19 protein-coding genes and 1 pseudogene are annotated in these 25,156 nt (G+C 32.0%); 6 read left to right on the top strand and 14 right to left on the bottom strand.

What is annotated here, in order from left to right:
* Positions 1 to 16: 16 nt before the first annotated feature.
* Positions 17 to 2,119 carry a peptidylprolyl isomerase gene (locus BFJ87_RS01650; protein WP_077398994.1) on the top strand — a complete coding sequence of 701 codons (2,103 nt, stop codon included), beginning with the start codon at positions 17 to 19 and terminating at the stop codon, positions 2,117 to 2,119.
* 54 nt (positions 2,120 to 2,173) lie between these two features.
* Here the strand turns inward: BFJ87_RS01650 and BFJ87_RS01645 are convergent, their stop codons facing one another.
* Together BFJ87_RS01645 and BFJ87_RS01640 are read right to left on the bottom strand one after the other, a co-directional pair.
* The gene (locus tag BFJ87_RS01645; RefSeq protein WP_077398992.1) at positions 2,174 to 3,097 is read right to left on the bottom strand and encodes a GYDIA family GHMP kinase; all 924 of its coding nucleotides are present in this window, start codon (positions 3,095 to 3,097) and stop codon (positions 2,174 to 2,176) included.
* A complete protein-coding gene (locus tag BFJ87_RS01640; RefSeq protein ID WP_077399267.1) occupies positions 3,090 to 4,409 on the bottom strand; it encodes a hydroxymethylglutaryl-CoA reductase, degradative in 1,320 nt (439 codons plus the stop codon). Before BFJ87_RS01640 ends, BFJ87_RS01645 begins: the two co-directional genes overlap by 8 nt.
* A 262-nt stretch (positions 4,410 to 4,671) precedes the next feature.
* On the opposite strand from BFJ87_RS01640, the gene BFJ87_RS01635 reads away from it, so the two are divergent.
* Positions 4,672 to 6,204 carry a peptide MFS transporter gene (locus tag BFJ87_RS01635; protein WP_077398990.1) on the top strand — a complete coding sequence of 511 codons (1,533 nt, stop codon included), beginning with the start codon at positions 4,672 to 4,674 and terminating at the stop codon, positions 6,202 to 6,204.
* A 75-nt stretch (positions 6,205 to 6,279) separates the two neighbouring features.
* On the opposite strand, the gene BFJ87_RS01630 is transcribed toward BFJ87_RS01635, so the two are convergent.
* From BFJ87_RS01630 to BFJ87_RS01620, 3 genes and pseudogenes are all read right to left on the bottom strand, one after another.
* A complete protein-coding gene (locus BFJ87_RS01630; protein WP_077398988.1) occupies positions 6,280 to 7,008 on the bottom strand; it encodes an MIP/aquaporin family protein in 729 nt (242 codons plus the stop codon).
* A gap of 4 nt (positions 7,009 to 7,012) precedes the next feature.
* Positions 7,013 to 8,509: pseudogene (gene glpK / locus BFJ87_RS01625) on the bottom strand (glycerol kinase GlpK).
* 38 nt (positions 8,510 to 8,547) lie between these two features.
* Positions 8,548 to 10,128 carry a glycerol-3-phosphate dehydrogenase/oxidase gene (locus tag BFJ87_RS01620; protein ID WP_077398986.1) on the bottom strand — a complete coding sequence of 527 codons (1,581 nt, stop codon included), beginning with the start codon at positions 10,126 to 10,128 and terminating at the stop codon, positions 8,548 to 8,550.
* A gap of 108 nt (positions 10,129 to 10,236) precedes the next feature.
* Between BFJ87_RS01620 and BFJ87_RS01615 the strand changes: the two genes are divergently transcribed.
* A complete protein-coding gene (locus BFJ87_RS01615; protein WP_077398984.1) occupies positions 10,237 to 10,992 on the top strand; it encodes a DeoR/GlpR family DNA-binding transcription regulator in 756 nt (251 codons plus the stop codon).
* Here the strand turns inward: BFJ87_RS01615 and BFJ87_RS01610 are convergent.
* From BFJ87_RS01610 to surE, 5 genes are read right to left on the bottom strand one after another with little or no spacing between them, the layout of a single operon-like run.
* Positions 10,989 to 12,992: a ComEC/Rec2 family competence protein gene (locus tag BFJ87_RS01610; protein ID WP_077398982.1), complete on the bottom strand. Its 2,004-nt coding sequence runs from the start codon at positions 12,990 to 12,992 to the stop codon at positions 10,989 to 10,991. The genes BFJ87_RS01615 and BFJ87_RS01610 overlap by 4 nt on opposite strands.
* 3 nt (positions 12,993 to 12,995) lie before the next feature.
* Positions 12,996 to 13,553 (bottom strand): C40 family peptidase, encoded by a 558-nt coding sequence (locus BFJ87_RS01605; RefSeq protein WP_077398980.1) that lies wholly within the window; start codon positions 13,551 to 13,553, stop codon positions 12,996 to 12,998.
* Between the two features lie 55 nt (positions 13,554 to 13,608).
* Entirely contained in the window at positions 13,609 to 14,733 is a 1,125-nt protein-coding gene (gene lpxB, locus BFJ87_RS01600) for a lipid-A-disaccharide synthase (protein ID WP_077398978.1), read from the bottom strand.
* A gap of 16 nt (positions 14,734 to 14,749) precedes the next feature.
* A complete protein-coding gene (locus BFJ87_RS01595) occupies positions 14,750 to 15,034 on the bottom strand; it encodes a hypothetical protein (protein WP_077398976.1) in 285 nt (94 codons plus the stop codon).
* Positions 15,024 to 15,806 carry a 5'/3'-nucleotidase SurE gene (surE, locus tag BFJ87_RS01590; protein WP_077398974.1) on the bottom strand — a complete coding sequence of 261 codons (783 nt, stop codon included), beginning with the start codon at positions 15,804 to 15,806 and terminating at the stop codon, positions 15,024 to 15,026. The genes BFJ87_RS01595 and surE overlap by 11 nt, the downstream gene beginning before the upstream one ends.
* Positions 15,807 to 16,023: 217 nt before the next feature.
* Here surE and BFJ87_RS01585 point away from each other — a divergent pair, with 217 nt between their 5' ends.
* The 3 genes from BFJ87_RS01585 (at position 16,024) to BFJ87_RS01575 (ending at position 19,511) form a co-directional block, all read left to right on the top strand.
* On the top strand, positions 16,024 to 18,150 hold the full coding sequence (locus tag BFJ87_RS01585) for a carboxy terminal-processing peptidase (RefSeq protein ID WP_077398972.1): 2,127 nt from the start codon (positions 16,024 to 16,026) through the stop codon (positions 18,148 to 18,150).
* Positions 18,151 to 18,263: 113 nt separating this feature from the next.
* On the top strand, positions 18,264 to 18,623 hold the full coding sequence (locus BFJ87_RS01580; protein WP_171974451.1) for a lipocalin family protein: 360 nt from the start codon (positions 18,264 to 18,266) through the stop codon (positions 18,621 to 18,623).
* Between the two features lie 81 nt (positions 18,624 to 18,704).
* Positions 18,705 to 19,511, top strand: a complete 807-nt coding sequence (locus BFJ87_RS01575; protein WP_077398968.1) for a DNA/RNA non-specific endonuclease — start codon at positions 18,705 to 18,707, stop codon at positions 19,509 to 19,511.
* Here the strand turns inward: BFJ87_RS01575 and rodA are convergent.
* The 4 genes from rodA to BFJ87_RS01550 form a co-directional block, all read right to left on the bottom strand.
* Positions 19,508 to 20,791 carry a rod shape-determining protein RodA gene (rodA, locus tag BFJ87_RS01570; RefSeq protein ID WP_077398966.1) on the bottom strand — a complete coding sequence of 428 codons (1,284 nt, stop codon included), beginning with the start codon at positions 20,789 to 20,791 and terminating at the stop codon, positions 19,508 to 19,510. The genes BFJ87_RS01575 and rodA overlap by 4 nt on opposite strands.
* A 34-nt stretch (positions 20,792 to 20,825) precedes the next feature.
* Positions 20,826 to 22,706: a peptidoglycan D,D-transpeptidase FtsI family protein gene (locus tag BFJ87_RS01565; RefSeq protein WP_077398964.1), complete on the bottom strand. Its 1,881-nt coding sequence runs from the start codon at positions 22,704 to 22,706 to the stop codon at positions 20,826 to 20,828.
* 505 nt (positions 22,707 to 23,211) lie between these two features.
* A complete protein-coding gene (gene mreC, locus BFJ87_RS01555) occupies positions 23,212 to 24,024 on the bottom strand; it encodes a rod shape-determining protein MreC (RefSeq protein WP_077398960.1) in 813 nt (270 codons plus the stop codon).
* A 65-nt stretch (positions 24,025 to 24,089) separates the two neighbouring features.
* Positions 24,090 to 25,118, bottom strand: a complete 1,029-nt coding sequence (locus tag BFJ87_RS01550; protein WP_013620356.1) for a rod shape-determining protein — start codon at positions 25,116 to 25,118, stop codon at positions 24,090 to 24,092.
* Positions 25,119 to 25,156 lie beyond the last annotated feature (38 nt).

The raw sequence follows: 25,156 nt of genomic DNA, 5'->3' as shown, positions 1-25,156 counted from the left end.
TTAAACATTTTATAAAATGGCGATTTTAGAGAACATAAGAAAGAGAACAACTGTATTAATCCTAATTATAGGTTTAGCCTTATTTGCATTTGTAATCTCTGGTATTTTTAGTGCAGATGGTATGTCTGGTGTAAAAACAGGTACTACCGTTGCAGAAATTAACGGAAAAGATATTTCTATAGACAAATTTAGAAGAGAGGTTGAGGCTGCTTCTAATCGTTTTGGTGCTGGTGCAACTTCTATGCAAGTGGTAAACAGTGTATGGGATCAAGAAGTGAAAAACGCTATTTTAAGTGAAGAGTTTGATGATTTAGGGATTTCTATAGAGCAAGACCAAATTATAAACTTTGTAGCATCTACTCCAGGTTTTTCTCAAAACCCACAATACCAGAATGAAAACGGTGTGTTTGATGAGTATATTTTTAAAGAGTTTATTTCTAATTTAAAAACAGAAAACCCTGCACAATATGCTTTGTGGCTTCAGCAAGAGCAGGCTATTATACAAGCGGCTAAAGAACAAACTTATTTTAATTTAATTAAAGCTGGTTTAGGAGCTACTTTAAAAGAAGGTGAGTTAGATTATAAATTAGCTAATGATAAAATTGACATTAAATACGTAAGAGTTCCTTATACTTCTATAGCAGATAGCTCTGTTGCGGTAAGTAAAGATGAAATTGCAGCTTATATAAAGGATCATAAAGAAGATTTTAAGCAAGAAAAAGCAAGAGATTTTCAGTTTGTATACTTTGAAGAAAAGCCATCTTTAGAAGATGAAAAAGCTGTAGAAGCTAAAGTAGTTTCTTTATTAAATGATAAAGTAGAGTATAATGACACTATTTTAGGTTTTAAAAACACTAAAAATGTAGAAGAGTTTTTAGATCGTAATTCAGATTTAAAGTATGACACTATTTACAAAACTAAAAACCTACTATCTCCAAAATTTGCAGATACTATAATGGCGTTAAACATTGGTGATGTTTACGGTCCTTATCGTGATGGTAACTACTTTAAAGTTACTAAAATGATGGATAAGAAAAAAGATGGTAATGTAAAAGCTAGTCATATACTTGTTGCATGGGAAGGTGCAGAGAGAGCAAATCCAGAAGTAAAAAGAACAAAAGAAGAGGCTAAAAAAATTGCAGATGATTTATTAAAAGATGCTAAAAAAGGAGATGTTGAGTTTTCAGTTTTAGCTCGTGATAATTCAGATGGACCTTCTGCATCTAGAGGTGGAGACTTAGGTTATAGCCAGCAAGGTAGAATGACACCAAAGTTTGATGAATTTATGTTTAGTAATAATGTTGGTACTATTGGCTTGGTAGAAACAGAGTTTGGTTACCACATTGTAAAAATTGATGACAAGCAAGACCTAGTTCGTGTTGCAACTTTAGCAAGAGCTATAGAAGCTTCAGAAGCTACAATAAACTCTTTATTTACCCAAGCCACGCAATTTGAAAGTGATGCTAAAGATTCTGATAAAACATTTTTAGAATTATCTAAAGAAAGAAAATACATTGCAAGACCAGTTAATAAAATTAAAGCTATGGATGAAAATCTTCCTGGCTTAGCTGCACAAAGAGCAATTGTACAATGGGCTTTTAATGAGGATTCTAATGTGGGTGATATTAAACGTTTTCCTGTAAACAATGGTTATGCTGTTGTACAGTTAACAGGTAAATATAAAGAAGGTTTAATGTCTGTAGAGGATGCTTCATTTATGGTGTTGCCTAAATTAAGAAAAGAGAAAAAAGCAGCACAAATTATAGCAGCAAATAAAGGAAAAACTATAGATGCTATAGCTAAGGACAACAAAGTGTCTGCATCTACAGCTTCTGCATTAACTATGAAATCGCCAACAATACCAGGTGCTGGTAGAGAGCCGTTTGTTGTAGGTAATGCTTTTAGTTTAAACCAAGGTGATACTTCTGGTTTGTTAGAAGGAGAAACAGGTGTATTTATGTTAACTGTTACCAACAAGGAAGAAGCTCCTAAATTAGAGAATTATAGTACTTATGCTAATATGGTACAAACAACAGCTATGCAGAGAGCTAATTCTACAGTAATAAATGCGTTAAAAAAGTCTGCTGAAATTGAAGATAACAGAGCAATGTTCTACTAGTAGAAATTGTTTAATAATCATATTTAAAAAAAGCCTCCTAGTGGAGGCTTTTTTTTATTTTATTAAATCTGTATATTTAAAAATGGTACTATACCCTTTTTTCTTAAAGTAGTTAGGAGTTTCCTTAGTTCCGGTAGCTAATATAAAATCTCCGCCCCAAGCACCCAAGCTTTTTATAGCGCCAGTAAAGTCTTTAAATAGTATGTCTTTAACTGTTTTTGTTTTTAAGGCTGTAGATAGTAGTTCTTCGTGTTTAGTAATAAGTGTTTCAAAAGAAGATAAAGAACTTGTATTAGCTATCTTTTTACTTATTTCAGTAATGTTTTTAACTAGTTCATCTTTATTAAAGGAACATTTTTTATAGGCAACAATAGCTTCTCTACTATTCTGCTTTTTGTTTAAATGAATAAAGTATAAATTGTCAACAAAAAGGGGATTAAAATTTATAGTAGTAGTGGTTGGTATTTTGTTTATTTTCTGATAAAAAATAGGTGTATTGTTTTTTGCGCAAGCAATGTCATACCCACTACCACCCATTGTATTTTCTAATAATTTAAAAGCATCTACATTTGCCCAGTTAGCAATGTTGTTTATTAGAGTAGATGAAGATCCAAGTCCCCAATCTCTATTAAAATCTAATTTTGTTTCTACAGCTAACCCTTTTGTATTTTTTAAAAAGTTAGGGTTTAGTAGTTGTGCTTCTTTTAAAATTTGTTGTAAAGTTTTTGCTGTATTAATCCAAGCTTCATCGTTTGGTTTATCATTTAAAACAGTAAAAGTATCGCTGTTAAAAGTTGCGTTAAACCAAGTGTTATTAGCTGCGTCTATACTGCTCCAAGTAATGCTATTGCTATTAGTTTGTGTTACTCTTAAATTTTGACCATAAATTGTTGGTACTGCTAAGCTAAGTGCACCATCTAAAACAACATATTCTCCTGTGAGTAATAGTTTTCCGTTACTGTAAAATTCTTTAGTCATTTTTTAAATTGTTGTATGCAGTAACTACAGCACTATGCGTAACAGTGTTGGTTTTAAAGTGTGCTGTTAGTGTCTTTTTATCACTATCTGTGGCGCCAAGTTGGTTTAGTATATTTAGTAAATGCATTTTCATATGTCCTTCTTGTATACCAGTTGTTACCAAAGAGCGTACAGCAGCAAAGTTTTGAGCCAATCCGGTGGCAGCTACAATTTGCATTAATTCTGTGGCAGAAGGTTTTTGTAAAATTTCTAAAGCAGTTTTTACTAATGGATGTAAGTTTGTTAAGCCGCCTACAGTGCCTAAAGCTAAAGGTACATCTAACCAAAACTTAAACACCCCATTTTCTACGCTAGCATTAGTTAGGCTGCTGTATTTTCCGTTTCTACTTGCATAGGCATGAACACCAGCTTCTATAGCTCTAAAATCGTTTCCAGTAGCTAAAATTACAGCGTCTATTCCGTTCATAATTCCTTTATTATGTGTAACGGCTCTGTAAGGTTCTATTTTAGCAATGTTAACGGCTTGTACAATTTTCTCTGCTAAATGTTGTGCCTCTTCAATGCTTCCTTCACTAAGTTCTTCAACTGTACAACTAACTTCTGCTCTAACAACACAATTAGGAACGTAGTTAGATAAAATACTCATTACAACTTCTATATTTTTTTCTTCATCAGAAAAATCAGTGTAGGCCAATGCTTCTCTTTTTAGTGTTTTTGCAAATTGCTCTAAACAAGAGTTTATAAAGTTGGCGCCCATTGCATCTAGTGTTTCAAAAGTGCAGTGTAACTGGTAATAGTGTTCTAAATCTTCAGTTTTATTACGTAGCTCTATATTTGTAATTCCTCCACCACGTTTTTTCATACTGGTGGTAATACTATCAGAATCATTAAAAAGTGCAGGTTTAATACTAGTAAAAAATGATTCTAATTTTTTTTCATCACCCTTAAAAATAAAGTGCACTTGTCCAACTTTTTCAGTTCCCAAAATGGTGGTTTTAAATCCGCCACGTGTTAACCAAAATTTAGCAGCTTTACTAGCGGCAGCAACTACAGAGCTTTCTTCTATAGCCATTGGTACAGCATAAAGCTTGTTGTTAATTAAAAAGTTTGGAGCAATACCTAAAGGCAGGTAATAATTTGTTATCGTATTTTCTATAAATTCGTCATGCAGTTTTTGCAGTTCAGCATCAGAATTCCAATACACTTTTAACACCTCTTTTGTTTGTTGGGTATTGTGTGTGTAATTGCTAGCAATCCAGTTTATTTTTTCGTCTTTACTTAGTTTAGAAAATCCTTGTATTGGGGTAATCATAGTTGGTTTTTTACAAGTACCAAAGATAAACATAATGTGGCAACTTTTTTTGACTGATATATATGTGAGTTTTGCCTTTATAATTGCAATTTTTAAGATAAAAAGTTTACTATTTATTAACATTATTAGCAAACTTGAAATTTTTATCTCATTTTTGATAAAATCGTAATAGTGTAGATTTATATACTGTATCAATGGGATGTAGTTTTGCTAATGGTTTTAGTTTATTACAACCCCACTAATAAATTAATTTTTTATAATTATGGAAAACACTGTTAAATCAGTTGAAGAACAAGAGCTTTTTGGACATCCAAAAGGATTGTTTTATTTATTTTTTGCGGAGCTATGGGAGCGTTTTAGCTTCTATGGAATGCGTGCTTTGCTAACACTATATATGGTAGATGTTGTTTTTGCAGCTTTAGCATCTAGAGATTTTGCAGCAGCAGCAGTATACGCATCTTACGGCTCTTTGGTTTATGCTTCTACGGTAATTGGAGGTAGAATCTCTGATAAGATATTGGGAATGCGAAAGTCTATTTTTTTAGGAGGTATTTTAATGTCTGTAGGACATTTTGTTTTAGCCATAGAACATGATATTACTTTCTTTTTAGCACTTGCACTAATTGTTGTTGGTAATGGTTTTTTTAAACCAAATATATCAACATTTGTTGGCTCGTTATACAAGGACGGTGATAGTAGAAAAGATTCTGGTTTTGTAATTTTTTATATGGGGATTAATATCGGAGGTTTTGTTGCACCTTTAATTTGTGGTTATTTAGGTAAAACTTTTGGATGGCATTATGGATTTGGACTGGCAGGTATTGGTATGCTTTTGGGGCTTATATTCTTTTATAGTGGAATTAAAAAGAATGTTTTTGGTGATAGAGGTTTGCCGCCTGTTAAAGGAGTTTTGGAAAAGACAATTTTGGGTGTTAAACAAGGTATAATGATTCCTATTTTAGCTGTTTTATCTGCACCTGTTATTGCTTATTTACTGGCTTCTTATAAGTCTTTGGGAGAAAAGGGTACTTTTTTAGAAGATGATAACATTGTTAATATTATATTTTATTTAATTGCTATTGGTATTGCGGTTTTTTTAATAAATGTTTTGATAAAAGCTACAGTAGATGAGCGTAAAAAGCTAGTTGTGGCTATTTTGATTACGTTTTTTATGACACTTTTCTGGGGTTTTCATGAGCTTTCTGGTAGTGTAATAACGTTGTTTGCAGAAAGAAATGTGAATCTTACCTTTATAGACGCTTCACAAACTAATGCGTTAAACTCAATGTTCATAATTATATTATCAATTCCAATATCAATGCTTTTTGCTTACTTGAGGAAAAAGAAAATGGATCCTAGAACACCATACAAATTTGGTTTAGGACTTGCTTTTGCTGGTATAAGTTTCTTTATACTTTCATTAAGCAGTGGTAGTGCAGATGCAGACGGGATGGTTCCTTTTTCTTATTTGTTAATTATGTATTTTCTAATTTCTGTTGGGGAGTTGTTCATGTCTCCAGTAGGTTTATCTAAAATTACAGACCTTTCTCCAAAGCGTATTGTAGCTTTTATGATGGGAATTTGGTTTTTAGCTTCAGCATTTGCATTTCAAATTGTTGGTTTTATTAGTAAGCAATTGGCTGTTGAAAGTGATGATAAAAACGTAGGAGGATTAGATACCTTAGGTATTTACACAGACGGTTTCTTGTTAATATCTAAATATGCACTAGGGGCAGCTGTTATTGTTTTGGTGCTTTCTCCTTTAATTAAAAAGCTAATGGGTAAAGTTCATTAATATTTATAAATACAATAAAAAAATCCCTTTTTACAGACAGTAAAAAGGGATTTTTAGTTTAAATAAGCTTATTTATTAGCTTAAAGCAAGCATTAGGAAAGCTGCTAGTGAAGCACCTAAAATAGGGCCCACTACAGGTATCCAAGCATAGCTCCAATCACTTTTAGCTTTATTTTTAATAGGAAGTAGTGCGTGTATAATTCTAGGTCCTAAATCTCTAGCAGGATTAATAGCATAACCTGTAGTACCGCCTAAAGACAAACCAATTGCCCAGACTAAAAATGCTACGGGTATAGCGCCAACAGAGCCTAGTCCAATTATAGTATTAGGTTTTGTTAGTGTGGCATCTGTAAAATAGAAAATAGTAAGTAACAGCACAAAAGTGCCTATGGCCTCACTAAATAAGTTGCTAAATGTATTTTTAATGACAGGAGCAGTGCAAAAAACAGCCTTTTTAGCATCTTTATCTTCTGTTTCATTAAAATGGTGTTTGTATGTAAGCCAAACAAAAGTAGCGCCAACCATAGTACCAATAAATTGCGCAAGTGCATACATAGGTACTTTATACCATTCAAATTTGTTTGCAATAGCCAAACCAATACTAACAGCAGGATTTAGATGAGCACCACTATAGGGCCCAGCTATAACCACACCTACATAAACTGCAAGTGCCCAGCCAGTGGTAATCACAATCCAGCCGCTGTTATTGCCGTTCGTTTTATTTAATACCACATTTGCAACTATGCCACCACCAAGTAAAATTAGAATGGCACTACCAATAATTTCTGCAATAAAAGGAGTCATTTTTTTAGTTTAAGGTTGTCCAATACTCAAGTGCTTTAATGGCCTTGTACCAACCTTTAATGCCTTCTAAAATTTCTTCATTTTCTGTAACTGGTTCAAAACGTTCATCTGTTTGCCAAATTTCTTCAATTTCTTTTGGACTATCCCAGTAGCCCACAGCTAGGCCTGCTAAAAAAGCAGCTCCCATAGCGGTGGTCTCTACTACTTTAGGTCTTATAGTAGTAGTTTGTAAAACATTTGCCTGAAACTGCATTAGTAAATTATTTACAGTAGCTCCACCATCTACTCGTAACTCTTTAATTAAAATGTCAGAATCTGCCTCCATAGCTTTTAAAATATCCATTGTTTGGTAGGCAATAGATTCTAAAGCTGCTCTTGCAATATGTGCATCTGTGCTGCCTCTTGTTAATCCAAAAATAGTACCTTGTGCTTGTTGGTTCCAATGAGGAGCTCCCAAACCAGCAAAAGAAGGAACAAAGTAAACCCCTTCTGAGCTTTTAATGCTGTTAGCTAAGGTTTCTGCCTCTGCAGATGTTCTAATAATTTTTAAAGAATCTCTAAGCCATTGTACAACAGCTCCTCCTATAAAAATACTACCTTCCAATGCATACTGCGTTTCTCCGTTAATTTTCCAACCTATAGTGGTGAGTAAGTTATTTTTAGATAACGTTGGTTTTTTACCAATATTCATAAGCATAAAACAACCTGTGCCGTATGTGTTTTTTACCATTCCGGGCTTGGTGCACATTTGTCCAAATAAGGCAGCTTGCTGGTCTCCTGCAATACCAGAAATAGGAATTTTAGAATCATAAAAAACAGATTGTGTGTGACCGTAAACCTCGCTAGATTCTTTTACCTCTGGTAACATACTTTTAGGAATGGTAAGTAGGTCTAGTAGCTCATCATCCCATTGTAAAGTATTAATATTAAATAGTAATGTTCTAGACGCATTACTAACATCTGTAACGTGTTTCTTTCCTTTTGTAAAGTTCCAAATAAGCCAAGAGTCTATGGTTCCCATTAATAGGTCACCAGCCTCTGCACGTTCTCTGGCGCCTTCTACGTTATCTAAAATCCATTTTATTTTAGTTCCAGAAAAGTAAGAGTCTATTACAAGGCCTGTTTTTTGTTTAATAAGATCTGTGTGTCCGGCTTTTTTAAGTTCTTCACAATATTGAGATGTTCTTTTGTCTTGCTAAACAATAGCGTTGTAAACAGGTTTACCTGTTTTTTTATCCCAAACAACTACAGTTTCTCTTTGGTTTGTAATGCCAATTGCAGCAATATTTTTTACATCTAGTCCTTTTTTTGTAATAGCTTCTGTAGCAACACCAGCTTGTGTAGACCAAATTTCGTCAGGGTCATGTTCTACCCAGCCTGGTTTAGGAAAGTACTGTGTAAACTCTTTTTGAGCAACAGATATAATGTTACCCATTTTATTAAATACAATTGCTCTAGAGCTAGTTGTGCCTTGGTCTAATGCTAATATATATTTTTCCATGTTGTTGTTTGTAAGGTTGTTTGGTTTTAAGTAAAATTTTAATGTTTTAGAACATAAACATTGGCAACTTTTCTAAAGCTTTCAATTTGATTTTGCTTCCAGGCATCATCTTTATTTAGTTCCTTAGCTATAATATCTGCAACTAATGGCGCTATTTTTATTGCGGCTTTGGCGTCTAAAAATAATACTCGTACACGCCTAGCTAATACATCTTCAATGGTTCTTGCCATTTCATTTTTAACTGCCCAAACTACTTCGGCTTTTACAAACTCTAAATTAGGATGTAATTTTTCACCTAATGTGGGATTGTGCTTTACCATTTCTAAAATACTATCCTGGTCCGACCCATAAAAAGATAAATGGTTTATAATTTCTTTATTTAAAGTAGCGCCATGCAATTGAAGATCTTTTGTTGCACATGGCCTTTTGGTAAGCTGTCCTACTTGTATAGCTTTGTCTATGGTGTCTTGCGCCATTCTTCTGTAGGTTGTCCATTTACCGCCTGTAATTGTAATTAATTTAGAGTCAGAAACTAACACTTTATGACTTCTAGATATTTCTTTTGTTTTTTCAGATTTGTCTTTTGGAGCAGCTAAAGGACGTAAGCCAGAGTACATACTTAACACGTCTTCACGGCTAACATTTTTGTTTAAATACTCGTTAGCATTTGCTAGTATAAAATCTATTTCTTCTTCTAAAGGTTTAGGTTCTAAACTATGACTGTCTATAAGGGTATCTGTTGTTCCTAAAATTACTCTGCTATGCCAAGGCACTAAAAATAATACCCTACCATCTGTAGTTTTTGGTATCATTATGGCTTCATTGCCTGGTAAAAATGACCTGTCTACAACTAAGTGAATACCTTGACTTGGACGTACAAGGTTTTTAGAAGCAGCATCATCCATTTTTAATATTTCATCGGTAAAAACACCTGTAGCATTTATTATTGTTTTGGCAAAAACAGTATACTCTGTATTTGTTTCTGTATCTAAAACTACCACACCATTGGTATTGCCATTAGTGTTTTTTGTAAGCTTTATAACTTTAAAGTAATTTAAAAGTGTTGCGCCTTTTTCAATAGCTGTTTGTGCTATATTAATAGCAAGTCTAGAATCGTCAAACTGACCATCATGGTATAAAACACCACCTTTTAGTCCGTCTGTTTTTATTGTTTTTAATTTCTGAATAGTTTTTTTTCTAGAAAGTGAAAACGATTTTCCAAAGCTTAATCTACCAGATAAAATATCATATACTTTTAAACCAATGGTGTAAAACGGAGTTCCCCACCATTTATAATTTGGAATTATAAATGAGAGGTTGCTAACCAAATGCGGTGCATTTTTAGCTAATAAGCCTCTTTCATGCAAAGCCTCTCTTACCAAATCTACATTGCCCTGAGCCAAATACCGAACCCCACCGTGTACTAGTTTGGTACTACGGCTACTAGTTCCTTTTGCGTAATCTATCTGTTCAAACAATACTGTTTTGTACCCTCTAGTAGCACTATCTAGTGCAGCTCCTAAACCAGAAGCACCACCACCAATAATTAATACATCCCAGTTTTTTTCCTGTTGTAATTGTGCTATTAATGCTTCCCTTTTAAATATGTTTTTTGTCACTTTCTTTTGATTTTGATCAAATCTAATAAAATTATAAAACAAAACGAAAGTAAACGAAACTAAATTGCGTTATTTTTTTTTCATTTTTTAACTATATTTGATCATTCTATGAAAAGACATCAGATTATATTAGATATTCTTGCCAGAGAAAAACATGTAGAAGTTGTAGATTTATGTGAGCAACTTAATGTTTCTGCGGTAACAATTAGGAAAGATTTACGCCTGCTTGAAGAAAAGGGGTTACTTTTTAGAACCCACGGCGGAGCATCATTAGAAAATCCGTATATAAATGAAAGGGCAGTTGATGAAAAAGAAAAAATTTCGGTAGAAGAAAAAAACGGTATAGCGCAAACCGCATCTACATTAATAGATGAAAACGATTCTATAATGATTGCGTCTGGAACAACTGTGCAAGCTTTGGCTAAATTTATTCAACCAAAAAAGAAACTAACCGTAATTACTTCTTCTTTACATGTTGTTTTGCATTTAATACATAACAAAGACATTCAAATTTTACAATTGGGTGGTTATGTTAGGCATAATTCGGCTTCGGTTATTGGTAATTATGCGTTACAAATTTTAGATAATATTTCATGTAGCAAATTTTTTTTAGGTGTAGATGGTATAGATTTAGAGTATGGTTTATCTACCTCTAGTTTAGAAGAAGCACAACTTAATAGGAAAATGTTAGGTGCTGCTCAAAAAATTATTGTTTTAGCAGATTCATCTAAGTTTGGTAAAAAAAGCTTTGCAAAAATTTGCAATTTACACCAGATAGATGAAATTATAACAGATAGCGGAATAGCTCCTAGTATGGTAAAAAACCTAGAAAATAAGGGTGTAAAAGTAAGTATTTGTGATTAATTAAATGTGTAATAGCCTTTTTCCCCTGTGTAATAAAAAGGTATTTTTCTTTTTAAACAAGTTGACCTCCATAACGCAACTGTACTTTTATAATTACTACCATCCGCAATTATTTGTTTAGGCTTAATTTCTGTAATTAATCTATTTAAATTTAACTTAGTAGATTGTGTAAGTAGCACAATACTATTTTTGTTTTTAGGGTAAGTAGCTAAACTATCTACAATAATTAATAAGTTATTATTGTAGTTATAATTATTTTTTAATTTATAGTTGGTTACGTTATTAATGCGTTCTGCAATTTTAATATTTTGGATAGTATTTTTATTTATGATACTATCACTACTATGCACTTTTAACTCTTTGCCAGATTGGTGAATTACTACAGTATTTTTGTTTTGATGTAATATTAGCAACTCTTCTTTGTTAAAAGCTTGGTGGTTATAATAAATTAGACACGTTTGATAAATTAAAATAATACTTAGCATCCAAGCTGTTCTTTTAAAGGATTTTTTAGCTAAAAATAAAAACAACAAGGTTATAAAGATATAGCTAAAAAGCATTTGAATTTTATTAAAGGATATGGCTTTTATTAAAAAAGCTTCTTGTGTGGCAACCCATTTAATAACACTATTCATACTAAAAATAATAGTGTTGTAAAATGTAACTAAAAAGTTTGGCAATGCACTGCACAATGCTAAAATTATAACTACAATACCAATGCTTAAAATAATTCCTAAAAAAGGAATAATAGCTAAATTGGTAATAAAAAATAACGTAGGGAACTGATGAAAATAATACAAACTAATTGGTAATACACCTAATTGTGCCGCCGCGCTAACGGTTAACAATTGCCATATTTTATTGGTGAGATAATATTTTGGTTCCCACATTTTTTTTAATAACGGATTAAACAGCACAATTGAAAATACAGCAGAATAGCTCATTTGTAATCCAACAGAAAATAATAAGTTGGGCTTGCATAACAGTATAAAAAATAATGATAATGCCAAGATGTTAAAAGAACTAGTTGGCCTGTTCAAAAACATTGCATAAGCAACAAAAGTAAACATTGTTACAGCCCTAATTAGGGAGCTAGATAAGCCAGCAATAAAAGCAAATCCCCATAATAATAAAACAACAATTATAAGTTTAATTGTTTTGCCTTTTGGTAAATACTCTAAAGGAGAAAGTAAAAATTGCAAAACCACTAAAAGTATTCCAATATGTAAACCAGATAAGGCTAAAATATGTACAGCTCCTGCATTTTTATAAGCATCTAAAGTTTCTGTTTGTACGGTGTTACGCTCTCCTAATAACAATGCTTTAATTATACTTAATTCTTCTGCTCCAAAACCAACATTATTAAGTTTTTTAATAATGTTATTTTTTATTAATGCAGCTGTACCTCTTATAGTTTTTTTGCTATTAGAAAGTAATTTGTAATTATTTTCAGCTTCAATTTTATGATAAATGCCTAAGTCTTTTAAATACAAAGCGTAATTAAATTGGTGTGGATTTAAAGGTTTATTTATAGGTGTGGCATTGGCAAATACAGCAATTTCATCATCTACATTTAACTCTTTTGTATTTTTGTTTATTGGTAGGTTTAATAAAAAATTACCTGTAGCATTTTGGTTATCTAGGTTAATAAGTGTGGCAATGTATTTGTGGTCATAGGTGTTGGATTTTAAGACTTCATTTACCTTTAAATGCCACAAATGTTGGTTAACAAAATTTTTGTTGTTATAATGTAAGGTGTTGTTTTTTGGGTTTGCTATATTAGTTATAAATACACCTAATAATATTACGGTAAAAGCAGCAATAGCACCAAAAGTTACAGTTCTTTTTTTTGAAGTTTTAAATAAAATACCTAACGTAAATAATGAGGCAGAAAGTGCAAAAAAGCTAATGTAAAAAGGTAAATTTAATGCTGTTTGTATCAGTATTCCAGTAATTATGCAAAGCGTTAATTTTACTGAAATAAACTGAAAGGGTTTCATAAATTATAGTACTCTAGTAGCTTTAACAAATGCATAATTCCAATACCCTTCTCGTAAAGATGAAACAATTACACCTCTAGATGTGCTTGCGTGTATAAATTTAATTTCGTCATTGTCTGTTGCAACAACTAAACCTACGTGGTTAATACGCTTTCTTTTTTTTGAGGTTCTAAAAAAAAGTAAATCTCCTTTTTCTACATCTTTAACTCTTATTTCTTTACCTTCTTGTGCCATATTGTATGATACTCTAGGCAGCGTAATATTGTGTTCAGAAAAAGCAACATAGAGTAAGCCAGAGCAATCCATTCCTCTTCTGGTAGTGCCACCAAACTTGTAAGGCGTACCAGAAAATGCTAAGGCAGAGTTTATAATTTGGTCTGCTTTACGTTCTACAGCAACTTCTTCAGCTTTTTTTTCGGCTCTAGAAGGTCTTCCTTTTTTAATAATTACTTTAGATGGAGCTACGCTAACTTTACGCTCTTTACTGTAGGTGGTTTTCTTTTTAGAGACACAACTCCCTAAAGAAAGAAGTAGTAGAAAAATAGTTGCTTTACGAATCATTCCAAGAAAAATTTAGGACACTTGGTTACCAAATTTAGTAAATTTTATTGGTTTTTTAAGCTTTAACTTTTGTGTTGGAAACAATTAATTCTGCTGCTTTTTTACTGGCACCAACACCACCAAGTTTTTTTTCGAGCTGGTAATATTCTTCAAAAACTTTGGTTCTGGTGTCTTTAGAGAGTATTTTGTTTAATTCTAAAGTAAGATTTTTGCTATTTAAATCGTCTTGTATTAGTTCTTTAATAACTTCTTTATCCATTATTAAATTTACTAATGAAATGTATTTTAGTGTAATAATTTTTTTAGCAATGTAGTAAGACAGCCAATGCGCTTTATAGCAAACAACTTGCGGAACTTTAAACAAAGCTGTTTCTAGAGTCGCGGTACCACTAGTAACCAATGCGGCAGTAGATAAAGTTAATAAATTATATGTTTGATTTGTAACAAAACCTACTTGCGGATTTTTAAAATAAGGTTTGTAAAACTCTAAATCTAAGCTTGGTGCTCCAGCAATTACAAATTGGTAATTTGTAAAATGTTTTGTTACAGATAACATAACATCTAACATTTTTTGTACTTCTTGTTTTCTGCTGCCAGGCAAAAGTGCTATAATTTGTTTTTTAGGGTCTAAATTATTTTTTGCTCTAAATTCTGCCTCATTGGGTAGTTTTTGTTTACTTATTGCATCTAACAAAGGGTGGCCAACAAAATGTACTGGGTAATTGTGTTTTTTTTCGTAGAAATCTTTTTCAAACGGAAGAATAACGTGCATAGCATCTATATCTCGTTTTATTTTAGAAATTCTACCTTCTCTAGAAGCCCAAATTTGTGGAGATATATAATAATTAGTGCGGTAATTATTTTCTTTTGCCCATTTGGCAATGCGTAAATTAAAGCCAGAATAGTCTATAAAAACAATAGCATCTGGTTTAAAAGCATCAATATCTTCTTTACAAAATTTTAAATTTTTAGATATTTTATTAATATTGCTTATAACCTCAATAAAGCCCATAAAAGCCATACTCTTGTAATGTTTTACAAGATCTCCACCAGCTTGTTGCATAAGGTCTCCACCCCAACACCTAATATTTGCGTTAGTGTCTGCAATTTTTATAGCTTTTATAAGGTTAGAGCCGTGTAAATCGCCAGAAGCCTCGCCAGCAATAATGTAGTATTTCATTTAGTAAGTTACTTTTTTAAAAAACTTTGTAATATAAAATTACAAGAGCAGTTAATAATGTAGCAATAAGTACACCTCTAGCTCTATAATCTCTTCTAATTTTTAAAAATAGAAAAAAAGCAATTAAATTTAATATAGCTCCAAGTGCTAGTAGACTGCCAATATGGTCACTTTCTACTGCTGCTTTATATGTTTCTACAATACCCAAATCAGAAAAAAGTAAAATATAAGCTAGTGTACCAATGGTATTCGCAATTATACCTACAAAAAATCCAATTATAACTTCTTTTTTAGTGTTCATTTAAATTCCAGTTGTTTAGTTGTTGTATTGTGTGGTGCGCAGTTAAATCAAACTGGGTTGGCACCACAGATATATAGTTGTTTGCAAGTGCAAATTCGTCTGTGTCTTCTCCTTTGTCTAGCAGTTCAAATTCACCAGTTAACCAATAGTAATCTTTACCCATAGGGTTGGTTCTTTTGTCAAATTTTTCTTTCCAGTTGGCACGTGCTTGTCTGCAAATTTTAATTCCTTTTATTTTTTCATTTTCTATTGCAGGGATGTTTACATTTAGCACCACACCTTTAGGTATGCCATTTGCAATTGCTTGTTTTACAATTTTTTGGACATAAGGTTTGGCATCTTCAAAATCTGCCTCCCATGAAAAATCACATAAAGAAAAACCAATAGCTGGTATGCCTTCTATGCCAGCTTCTATGGCAGCACTCATTGTACCAGAGTAAATTACATTTATAGATGAGTTAGAGCCATGATTAATACCGCTAACGCATAAGTCTGGTTTGCGATCTAAAAGCTCCTGAAGTCCCATTTTTACACAGTCTGCCGGCGTTCCACTACAGCTATATTCTTGTTCTGCACCGTTAATATCATCTATAGTAACTAGGTTTGCATGTAATGTGTTGTTTATGGTTATTGCGTGTCCCATTCCAGACTGCGGACTATCTGGTGCAACAACAACAACATCACCTATTTCTTTCATGAATTTTACCAAAAATCTTAAACCTGGAGCTGTAATTCCGTCATCATTGGTAACTAATATTAATGGTTTTTGCATACAAAGTATAATTTATACCGTAAAAATACGTTTTTATACTGTTTGCAAGAATGCTTTTTAAAAATGTATCTTATAATTATCATAAAAAGGTTAAAAAACTGCTGCTAACATATAATGTGGCATAGTTTTTTCAGTATCTTGGTAAAATAAATAAGATTTACATTAAATTAATGTAATTTTAAAAGTCCAAATTCTACTAAAGTAAAAATAATAATAGATGAAAAAGAATTTAATTTTAATGTTATTGGGGATGCTATTTGCAGTTGCATCTTGCAGTTTCACAAATAAATCTTTAGATACTGTTAATGACGGTGATAAAGATAAATTATTGATTGAGATAATTGCTTATATGCTAGAAAAGGGACATTATGAGCCTAAAGACATTAATGACGATTTTTCAGTATCAGTTTTTGAAGAGTTTATAGATGTTTTAGATCCTACAAAAAGGTACTTTTTAGAAAGCGATATTAAAGAGTTTGAAAAGTACAAATTTCAGATAGATGACCAAATAAAAAATACAGACATAAGCTTTTTTGATTTGGTTCATAAAAGATTAATGAAGCGTATGAGTGAAGCCTCTGATATCTATAAAGACATATTAAGTAAACCTTTTAATTTTGATACAGCTGAGAAGATAGATATTAACTATGAAGATCAAACTTTTGTTGCATCAAAAAAAGAACTTAGAGAAAGATGGAGAAAGCAATTAAAATACGCCACAATTAGTACTTTTGATGATAAGCTAACAGATAAAGAAAAGCCATTGTCTAAAGCTGAAGCGGAAAAGGCTGCAAGAGAATTAACAAAGTCTACTTTAGATGATTTCTTTGATTTTGTGAACAATGAGTATGACCGAGAAGATTGGTTTGGACAATATATTAATACAATTGTAGAAGGTTTTGATCCGCATACATACTATTTTGCCCCAGAAGATAAAGATAAGTTTGATGTAAGTATGTCTGGTAAATTTGAAGGTATTGGAGCTAGATTACAGAAAAAGAAAGATCAGATTAAGATTGTAGAAGTAATTTCTGGCGGTCCAATTTGGAGAGATCAAACAATAGAGGTTGGAGATGAAATTATTAAAGTAGGTCAAAAACCAAATGAAGAGCCTGTAGATGTTACAGGAATGCAATTAAACGATGCAATTAAATTAATGAAAGGCCCTAAAGGGACTAATGTTTATTTAACTGTTAAAAAAGTAGATGGCTCTACGCAAGTTGTAAAAATTACAAGAGATTTGGTAGAGATGGAAGAATCTTATGCTAAGTCTGCTACAGTAAAAAAAGAAGATCATACCTACGGAATAATTAACCTACCTAAGTTTTATGTAGATTTTAAAGATTACAGTAACCGTAATGCTGCTTCTGATGTTGCAAAAGAAATTGAAAGGCTAAAACAAGCCGGTATGGAAGGTTTAGTTTTAGATTTAAGAGATAACGGAGGAGGGTCTTTACGCACTGTTGTAGAAATGGCTGGTTTGTTTATTAAAGATGGACCTGTTGTACAAGTAAAATCTTCTGGTAACACAGAAGAAAAAGTAGTGCATGAAGACAAAGACGAACGTATTCAATGGGATGGTCCATTGGTTTTATTAGTGAATGAATTATCTGCTTCTGCATCCGAAATTTTAGCAGCTGCAATGCAAGACTATAAAAGAGGTGTTGTAATTGGTAGTAAGCAAACTTTTGGTAAAGGAACTGTACAAAATCTTTGGTCTTTGTCTGATATTGTGCGTAACAATGAGCACGGAGATTTAGGAGCTTTAAAAGTAACTACGCAAAAGTTTTACAGAATTAATGGTGGGTCTACTCAGTTAGAAGGTGTTAAGAGTGATGTAGTAGTTCCAGACAAATATAGCTATATAGATTTGGGCGAAAGAGATCAGCAAAATCCATTGGCTTGGGATAAAATTAGTCCTGCAAATTATAAAACGTGGGATGGTTATATAGACTATAAGCAAACAATTGCAAATAGTGCTAAACGTATGGCAGCAAATTCTCAGTTAAAGCTAATTGAAGAAAATGCAAAATGGTTAAAAGAACAGCAAGATGAAAATGTAGTGTCTTTAAGTTATAGTGACTATAAAAAGGAAAAAGAAAAGCTTTTAGAAAAATCTAAGCACTTTAAAGGTATTTATGATTATAAAACTGGCTTAACTTTTGAATCTTTAAAATATGAAAAAGACTTATTTGTAAAGGATACTATTTTAAAAGAAAAAAGAGAAAGATGGCACAAGGATTTAGCTAGGGATGTTTATGTAGAAGAGGCTATAAGTGTGCTTAAAGATTTAAAACTTAACAATATTAAAAATAACAATAAGTTAGCAGCAATTAAAGGATAAGCTGTTATAACTCTATAAAAAAAGCCTAGTTGTTAAACTAGGCTTTTTTTATTTATACTATTGTAAAAATAAACACGTTAAAGCTTTATAATTAATCTAAACCATAATTTATTTTGAAAAAACTATTCCTTATTTTATTTGCCGTTGTATTAACAACTAGTTGTTCTAAAGACGATAATTCATCTGATATTGTAGGTACTTGGGCAAATGATTTTTCTGTCTCTTTTGAAGGACAAGAATCACAAACCTCTAGAGATGAATGGAAATTTAGCTCAGATAAAATGGGTACTTATAAAGAGTATACCAACGGAGATTTAAAATCTAGCACATCATTTACTTGGTCTCAAAGCGGAGAAAAATATACGGTGGTATATGCTGAAGGTAGATCTAACGATGTTTTTAAAATTGTAAAGCTAGTAGGCTATACAACTTTAGAAGATGCTAATGGTTATACAGCTGCTATTAAAGAGTAGGTAATTTACAAGCATTATACCATAAAAGCTTCCAAGGTTTACTTTGGAAGCTTTATTTTTAATTTAGATTTTACAATAGAAATGAATAAAAAAACTACGTACTTAATTTTAATGCTAATTTGCACTATTGGTTTCTGGTTGTTTAATAATTTTTATACTCCAGGTACTTATACAGATACCAGTGTTATTAAAGATAAAGAACAAGTTAGTTTAGATAACTATTTACAACCATCTTCTACAACTGGCGATATAATAAAACATAATTATTATACTTTATCTTACAATGAAAAATATGAACAGGCAGAGTGGGTGGCGTATTTTTTAAAGAAGGAACATTTATCTTATGATGATAGAAAAAGACCTTATTTTATTGAGGATCCTAAAGTAAAAACAAAATCTGCAGATTGGCGTAATTATAAACGCTCTGGGTACGATAGAGGACACCTTTGCCCTGCTGGTGACCGTAGGTTTTCATTACAGGCTTATAATGAAACTTTTTACACTAGTAATATAGTGCCTCAAAAAAACGATTTTAATGCTGGTATATGGAATAGGTTAGAGAAGAAAATACGGCAATGGGTAAAAAAGGATAAACAGCTTTACGTTGTTACAGGAGGTATTTTAAAAGGTAATATGGATGAAATAGGAGATGAAGATGTTGCGGTGCCAAATTATTTTTATAAGATTGTAGCAAAGGGTAAAGGAGAGAACTTAAAGGTCATAGCTTTTTTATTTCCACATCAAGAGAGTACTAAACCACTTAGTTCATTTGTTGTTACGGTAGATAAAGTAGAGCAGGAAACCGGCATCAATTTTTTTAGAGCATTACCAAAACCGACTCAAGATAAGCTAGAGGCTAAAGTAAATGCTACAAATTGGGCTCTTTAACCCCATTCCTTTAAACGGTTAGCATCTAACTTTAAAAAGATAAAAAGCAACAATGTAAACCCAATTAATCCAGATCCTCCATAGCTCATAAAAGGTAATGGTATTCCAATGGTTGGTACTAAGCCAATAACCATACCTATATTAATTAAATAGTGTACAAATAAAATAGAAATAACACCATAACCATATATCCGGCTAAAGGCATTTTTTTGTCGTTCTGCAATATACACAAGTCGTAATAATAGTATTGAAAATAATAAAACCACAGTTGCAGTGCCTAAAAAGCCCCATTCTTCTCCTACAGTAGTAAAAATATAGTCTGAATGTTGTTCTGGTACAAAGTCACCTTTTGTTCTTGTTCCTTGTAAAAAACCTTTTCCTGTAAAACCACCAGATTCTATAGCTTTTTCAGATTGGTAAGTGTTGTAACCTATAGACCTTCTAATTTCTTCTAGTTTTTTAGGATCTTTTTCTAATCGTAACCAAAGGTTAAATCTGTCTCTATGGTGTTGTTTTAAAACAGAATCAAAAACAACCCTAACCGATAATGAAATGGTTACAGATACTATAAAAAACAGTATTATTGGTAGGGGAGAAATTTTAACTCTTTCTTTTTTAGTTAGGTAAAATAGAGCAATTAAAATACTAACCGCTATAACAACCCAAATAGTGCCAAATTTAAGTGTAGCAATAAATATGATAAACATTACTAACCCAATGGCTAAATAATAAAGAGGTAATCCTTCTCTAAATAATACAAAAGTTAGAGCTAAAAAAACCACACCACTACCAGGGTCTGGTTGTAATATAATTAATACAGCAGGTATTATTAAAATACCAAAAGCATACATTTTGTCTTTTTGTTTTTTTAGGTCTGTTTGTATGTCACTAAGGTATTTGGCCAAAGCAAGTGCTGTAGCTACCTTGGCTATTTCTGATGGTTGAAGGTTAAAAAATCCTAAATTATACCATGAGGTAGCTCCTGCAATAGTTTTTCCAAACGGAAATAAGCCAACTAATAAAACAATACTTATAGCGTAAATAATACCAGAAAACCGTTCAAAAATATTTGCTTCTGTAGCAAAAATAAAAACAACAGTTAGTATGCTTACACCTATAAAAAAGGCTTGCTTGCCATAAAAAGTACCAAAATCTAATATTGAAGGGTTGCTTTCAGAAAACGTGCTGGAATATATGCTTACCCAACCAATAATGGTTAGAGCTAGGTAAATAAAAATACTAAGCCAATCTATTCTTTTTAAAAAAGTGTTTCCAGACATAAAGGAGTTTTCTAATTTTTAGCTTGTTAAAAAGTTACCAAACTCTTTCGTTAATAGGAAAAGGTTCGCCGCTATATGGTTTAGCATATTCTTTTTCTAAAGTTTTTTCAAGCATTTTCTTTTCTAAGTCTTTGCGGGTAATTTCTCCTTTTAAATATTTTTCAATCATTAATGATGCTATATGTCCTGCGTATCTTCCGCCAAAATAACCGTGTTCTATAAAAATAGCTAAAGCAATTTTTGGATTTTCTACGGGTGCAAAAGCAACAAATATAGAGTGGTCTGTAAGTTGCGTTCTAACACCATTAATTCTAGTAAAGTTTTCTACAGTACCTGTTTTTCCGGCAATGTTAATGCCAGGAACTTGTAACCAGTGCGCTGTACCCCCCGGTGTTTTATACACAGCTTCCATCCCTTTAATTACAGGATCAAAATTTTCTTTGTCTATTGTAGTGTATTTTCTTTGTGTGTATTTTGGGTCTGTAATAGGCTTGCCTTCAACTTTTTTTAATATATGTGGTGTGTAATAATACCCTTTATTGGCAATTGCAGCAGTCATATTTGCTAATTGTATTGGTGTTACAGCAACCTCTCCTTGTCCAAACGATATAGAAACTATGTATGACCACGACCATCTATTGTCGCCATAAACCCTGTCGTAATACTCTTTACCAGGAATTCTGCCTCTACTTCCTGTTGGTAAATCGGTTCCTAAATACTCCCCAAGTCCAAAGCTTTTAACGTGTTTTTGCCACACATCCATAGCTTCATCGGTAGTATCAAACTTATCAAAAATTTGTTTAAATGTGCCTGCAAAATATGCGTTACATGATTTGTAAATACCGCTATTCATGTCTCTTAAACCTCCTCCGCAATGGCAACCTCTTTTTGTTCTGTTTTTACCAACATAAAAACCATTGTAACAGCGTATTTTGTCATCTGGTGTCATAACGTCCTCTTGTAAGGCTACAAGTGCGTTAATTACTTTAAAAGGAGATCCAGGAGATTCTTGGGCAAGTAAACTTCTGTCCCAAGTTGGTTTTGCTATACTATCATAATATAATTTGCTGTAATTTGCAGATCGTTTTCTACCTACCAAAAGAGCAGGATCATAAGTTGGGCCAGATATTAGAGATAGTATTTCACCTGATGTTGGGTCTAGTGCAACTATACCTCCGTGCTTACCAACCATTAGTTTTTCACCGTATTCCTGCAGTTCTTTATCTATAGTTAATTGTATTTCTTTACCAGGCTCAGGTAAAGTGTCTAAAGCACCATTTTTATATGGACCAATATCTCTATTAAACCTGTCTTTTTGTATGTATTTTACTCCTTTTCTACCTCTTAGTACATCTTCATACTGCTTTTCTACACCTGTTTTTCCTTTTAATTCACCTTGGCTGTAGTACGGAAATTTTTTTAAATCATCAGGAGTAACCTGACTAATATATCCCAGGGCGTTTGCGGCGCTTTTTGTGTCGTAATATCTTTGTGATCTTTTTTGAATATAAAAGCCTTCATACTTACGCATTTTTTCTTGTAGCCTAGCATAATCTTCTTTAGACAGTTGTGAAACCATTACATATGGTAGTCTAGGAGAATGTTTACGAGCATTTTTAATGTTTTCTATAAAAGTACTTTTGTCTATTCCAATTAAATTACAGAATTCTAAAGTGTCTAAAGGTTTAACTTCTCTAGGAATTACCATAACATCATAGGCAGCTTGGTTAGCTACAAGTAATTTTCCGTTTCGATCGTAAATATAACCGCGCTCCGGAAAATTATATAAAGTTTTTATAGCAGGGTCTTCTAATATTTGATTAGGAGAAAAACTAAAAATTTGTAAATATGATAACCTTCCTAAAAAGGATATTCCTATTAAGATAATGAAAGATGATAGTAGGATTTTTTTCATTTATTTTGGGTACTAAACAATGATTTTATTAGTAGGCAAAGAAGTAGGGTTGCACTACCAACAATTAAAACTTTCTTTAAAATTAGTAACAAATTACTGAAACTAAAAATTTCTAGAGAAAAGAAAATTAAATGATGGAATAATATTAACAAAGCTATAAAAGTAACCTGTTGTAATGTAGTGGTGGAAGTCATTTTAAAGTTTTGAAAATCGTAGTTAACACCAAAACAAAAACGCATAATACCAGATCTTAAGTAAGCAATTGTAAGGCAGGACGCTGTGTGTATTGCCATTGTGTCTGAGAAAAAATCTATGGTAAGACCAAATAAAAAACTAACAATAAATAAAATAGATTTATTTTCTTTTACAGGGTACCAATAAAAAAATAATATATAAACCATAGGGTTTATAAAACCTAAAAAGTTTAGGTTGTTAAAAACTAGTACTTGCGCAAGAACAAGAAAGAAAAACCTAATAATATGTATGGTAAATTTATTATTTAGCATTATTTAATTTTCTTTTCTAATTCTTTAATTTCTACAATATCTTTGTTTTTTATTATGTACACGTTTTTAATATTTGCCATATCCTGAAAAAGGCTAATATTAATGTGGTAAACATTCTCTGATTTTTTTAAACTATAGTCTTTAATTACTCCTATAGGTATGTCTTTTGGAAAAATACTAGAGCTAGCACCGGTTACAACTGTGTCTCCTATTTTTAGTTTAACTAGTCTAGGTATATCTGTAAGTTGCGCGGTGTTAAAATCTTTAGTGTCCCAAGTTAAAGAGCCAAAATATGCTTCGTTTTTAAGTTTAGCGTTTATTGTAGATTTGGTATTTAAAATACTTTGCACTAAAGAAAAGTTGTTAGATGTATGGTCTACAATACCTAAAATACCATTAGATGTTATAACACCCATATCTTCTTTTATGTTTTGGTTTTTACCTGCATTTATGGTAATGTAATTTTTAGATAGTGAGTAACTATTTTTTATAACATTGGCAGTGACTATATTGTAGGTAGAAGAAGAATCAGTTTTTATACTGTCTGGAGCAACAATGTTTTTATTAAAAAGTAAGTTGCGTAGTCTTTTATTTTCCTCTAATAAAGTGTTGTTTTCTTTTTGTAAAGAAAAATATGTAGATATGTTAGTAGACGTTTGGTAAATATTGCCAGTTAGCCAACTAGAAGAATTTAAAAATTTAGATTGATGATAAGAGTTTGCTTGTACAGTAAATCCCAACGCAATTAGTAATAAAAAAACATACAGCAGTCCGTTTTTGTTTTTTATTAAAAAGTTGATAATTTGTTGCATTCATTTTACATATTTGGCGGTATAAACTTAAGCTTATACTTATGTTATAAAAACATCCTAATTAATTATTTAATTAGGATATTCTTATAACGTTCTAAGTTTTTAAGCGCAATACCTGTTCCTCTAACAACTGCACGTAAAGGATCTTCTGCTATATATACGGGTAAATCTGTCTTTTGGGATAACCTACGGTCTAATCCTCTTAACATAGATCCACCACCAGCTAGGTAAATACCTGTATTATAGATATCTGCAGCTAATTCAGGCGGAGTTTGTGATAAAGTTTCCATTACCGCATCTTCAATTCTTAAAATAGATTTGTCCAAAGCTTTAGCAATTTCTCTGTAAGAAATAGACACTTGTTTTGGTTTACCTGTTAATAAATCTCTACCTTGTACAGACATTTCTTCTGGCGGCTCTTGTAAATCTTCTGTAGCAGAACCTATTGTTATTTTAATGTTCTCGGCTGTACTTTCGCCAACATATAAGTTGTGTTGTGTACGCATGTAATAAATAATGTCATTTGTAAATACATCACCTGCAATTTTTACAGACTTATCACAAACAATACCACCTAGTGCAATAACAGCAATTTCTGTTGTACCACCACCTATATCTACAATCATATTACCTTTAGGCTGCATAATGTCTAATCCAATACCAATAGCTGCAGCCATAGGTTCATGAATTAAATAAACCTCTTTACCGTTTACACGTTCACAAGATTCTTTTACTGCTCGCATTTCTACTTCAGTAATACCAGAAGGAATACAAACAACCATACGTAATGCAGGCGGAAACCATTTCTTTTTTAATGCCGGTATGTTTTTAATAAACATATTTATCATTTTTTCCGAAGCATCAAAATCTGCAATTACACCATCTTTAAGTGGTCTAATTGTTTTTATATTTTCATGGGTTTTACCTTGCATCATATTGGCATCTTTACCAACTGCAATTATTTTTCCGCTAATTCTATCTCTAGCAACAATAGAAGGGCTATCTACAACAACTTTGTCTAAATGTATTATTAGTGTATTAGCTGTTCCAAGATCTATAGCTATCTCTTCTGTAAAAAAATCAAAAAATCCCATGTATTATAAATTGGTTTCTGGACTAAAAGTAAGTTTAA

The sequence above is a fragment of the Cellulophaga omnivescoria genome (assembly GCF_001999725.1).
Classification (GTDB): domain Bacteria; phylum Bacteroidota; class Bacteroidia; order Flavobacteriales; family Flavobacteriaceae; genus Cellulophaga; species Cellulophaga omnivescoria.
Note: the sequence above shows the minus strand (reverse complement) of the source record. Positions and strands in the feature narration are given on the sequence as shown.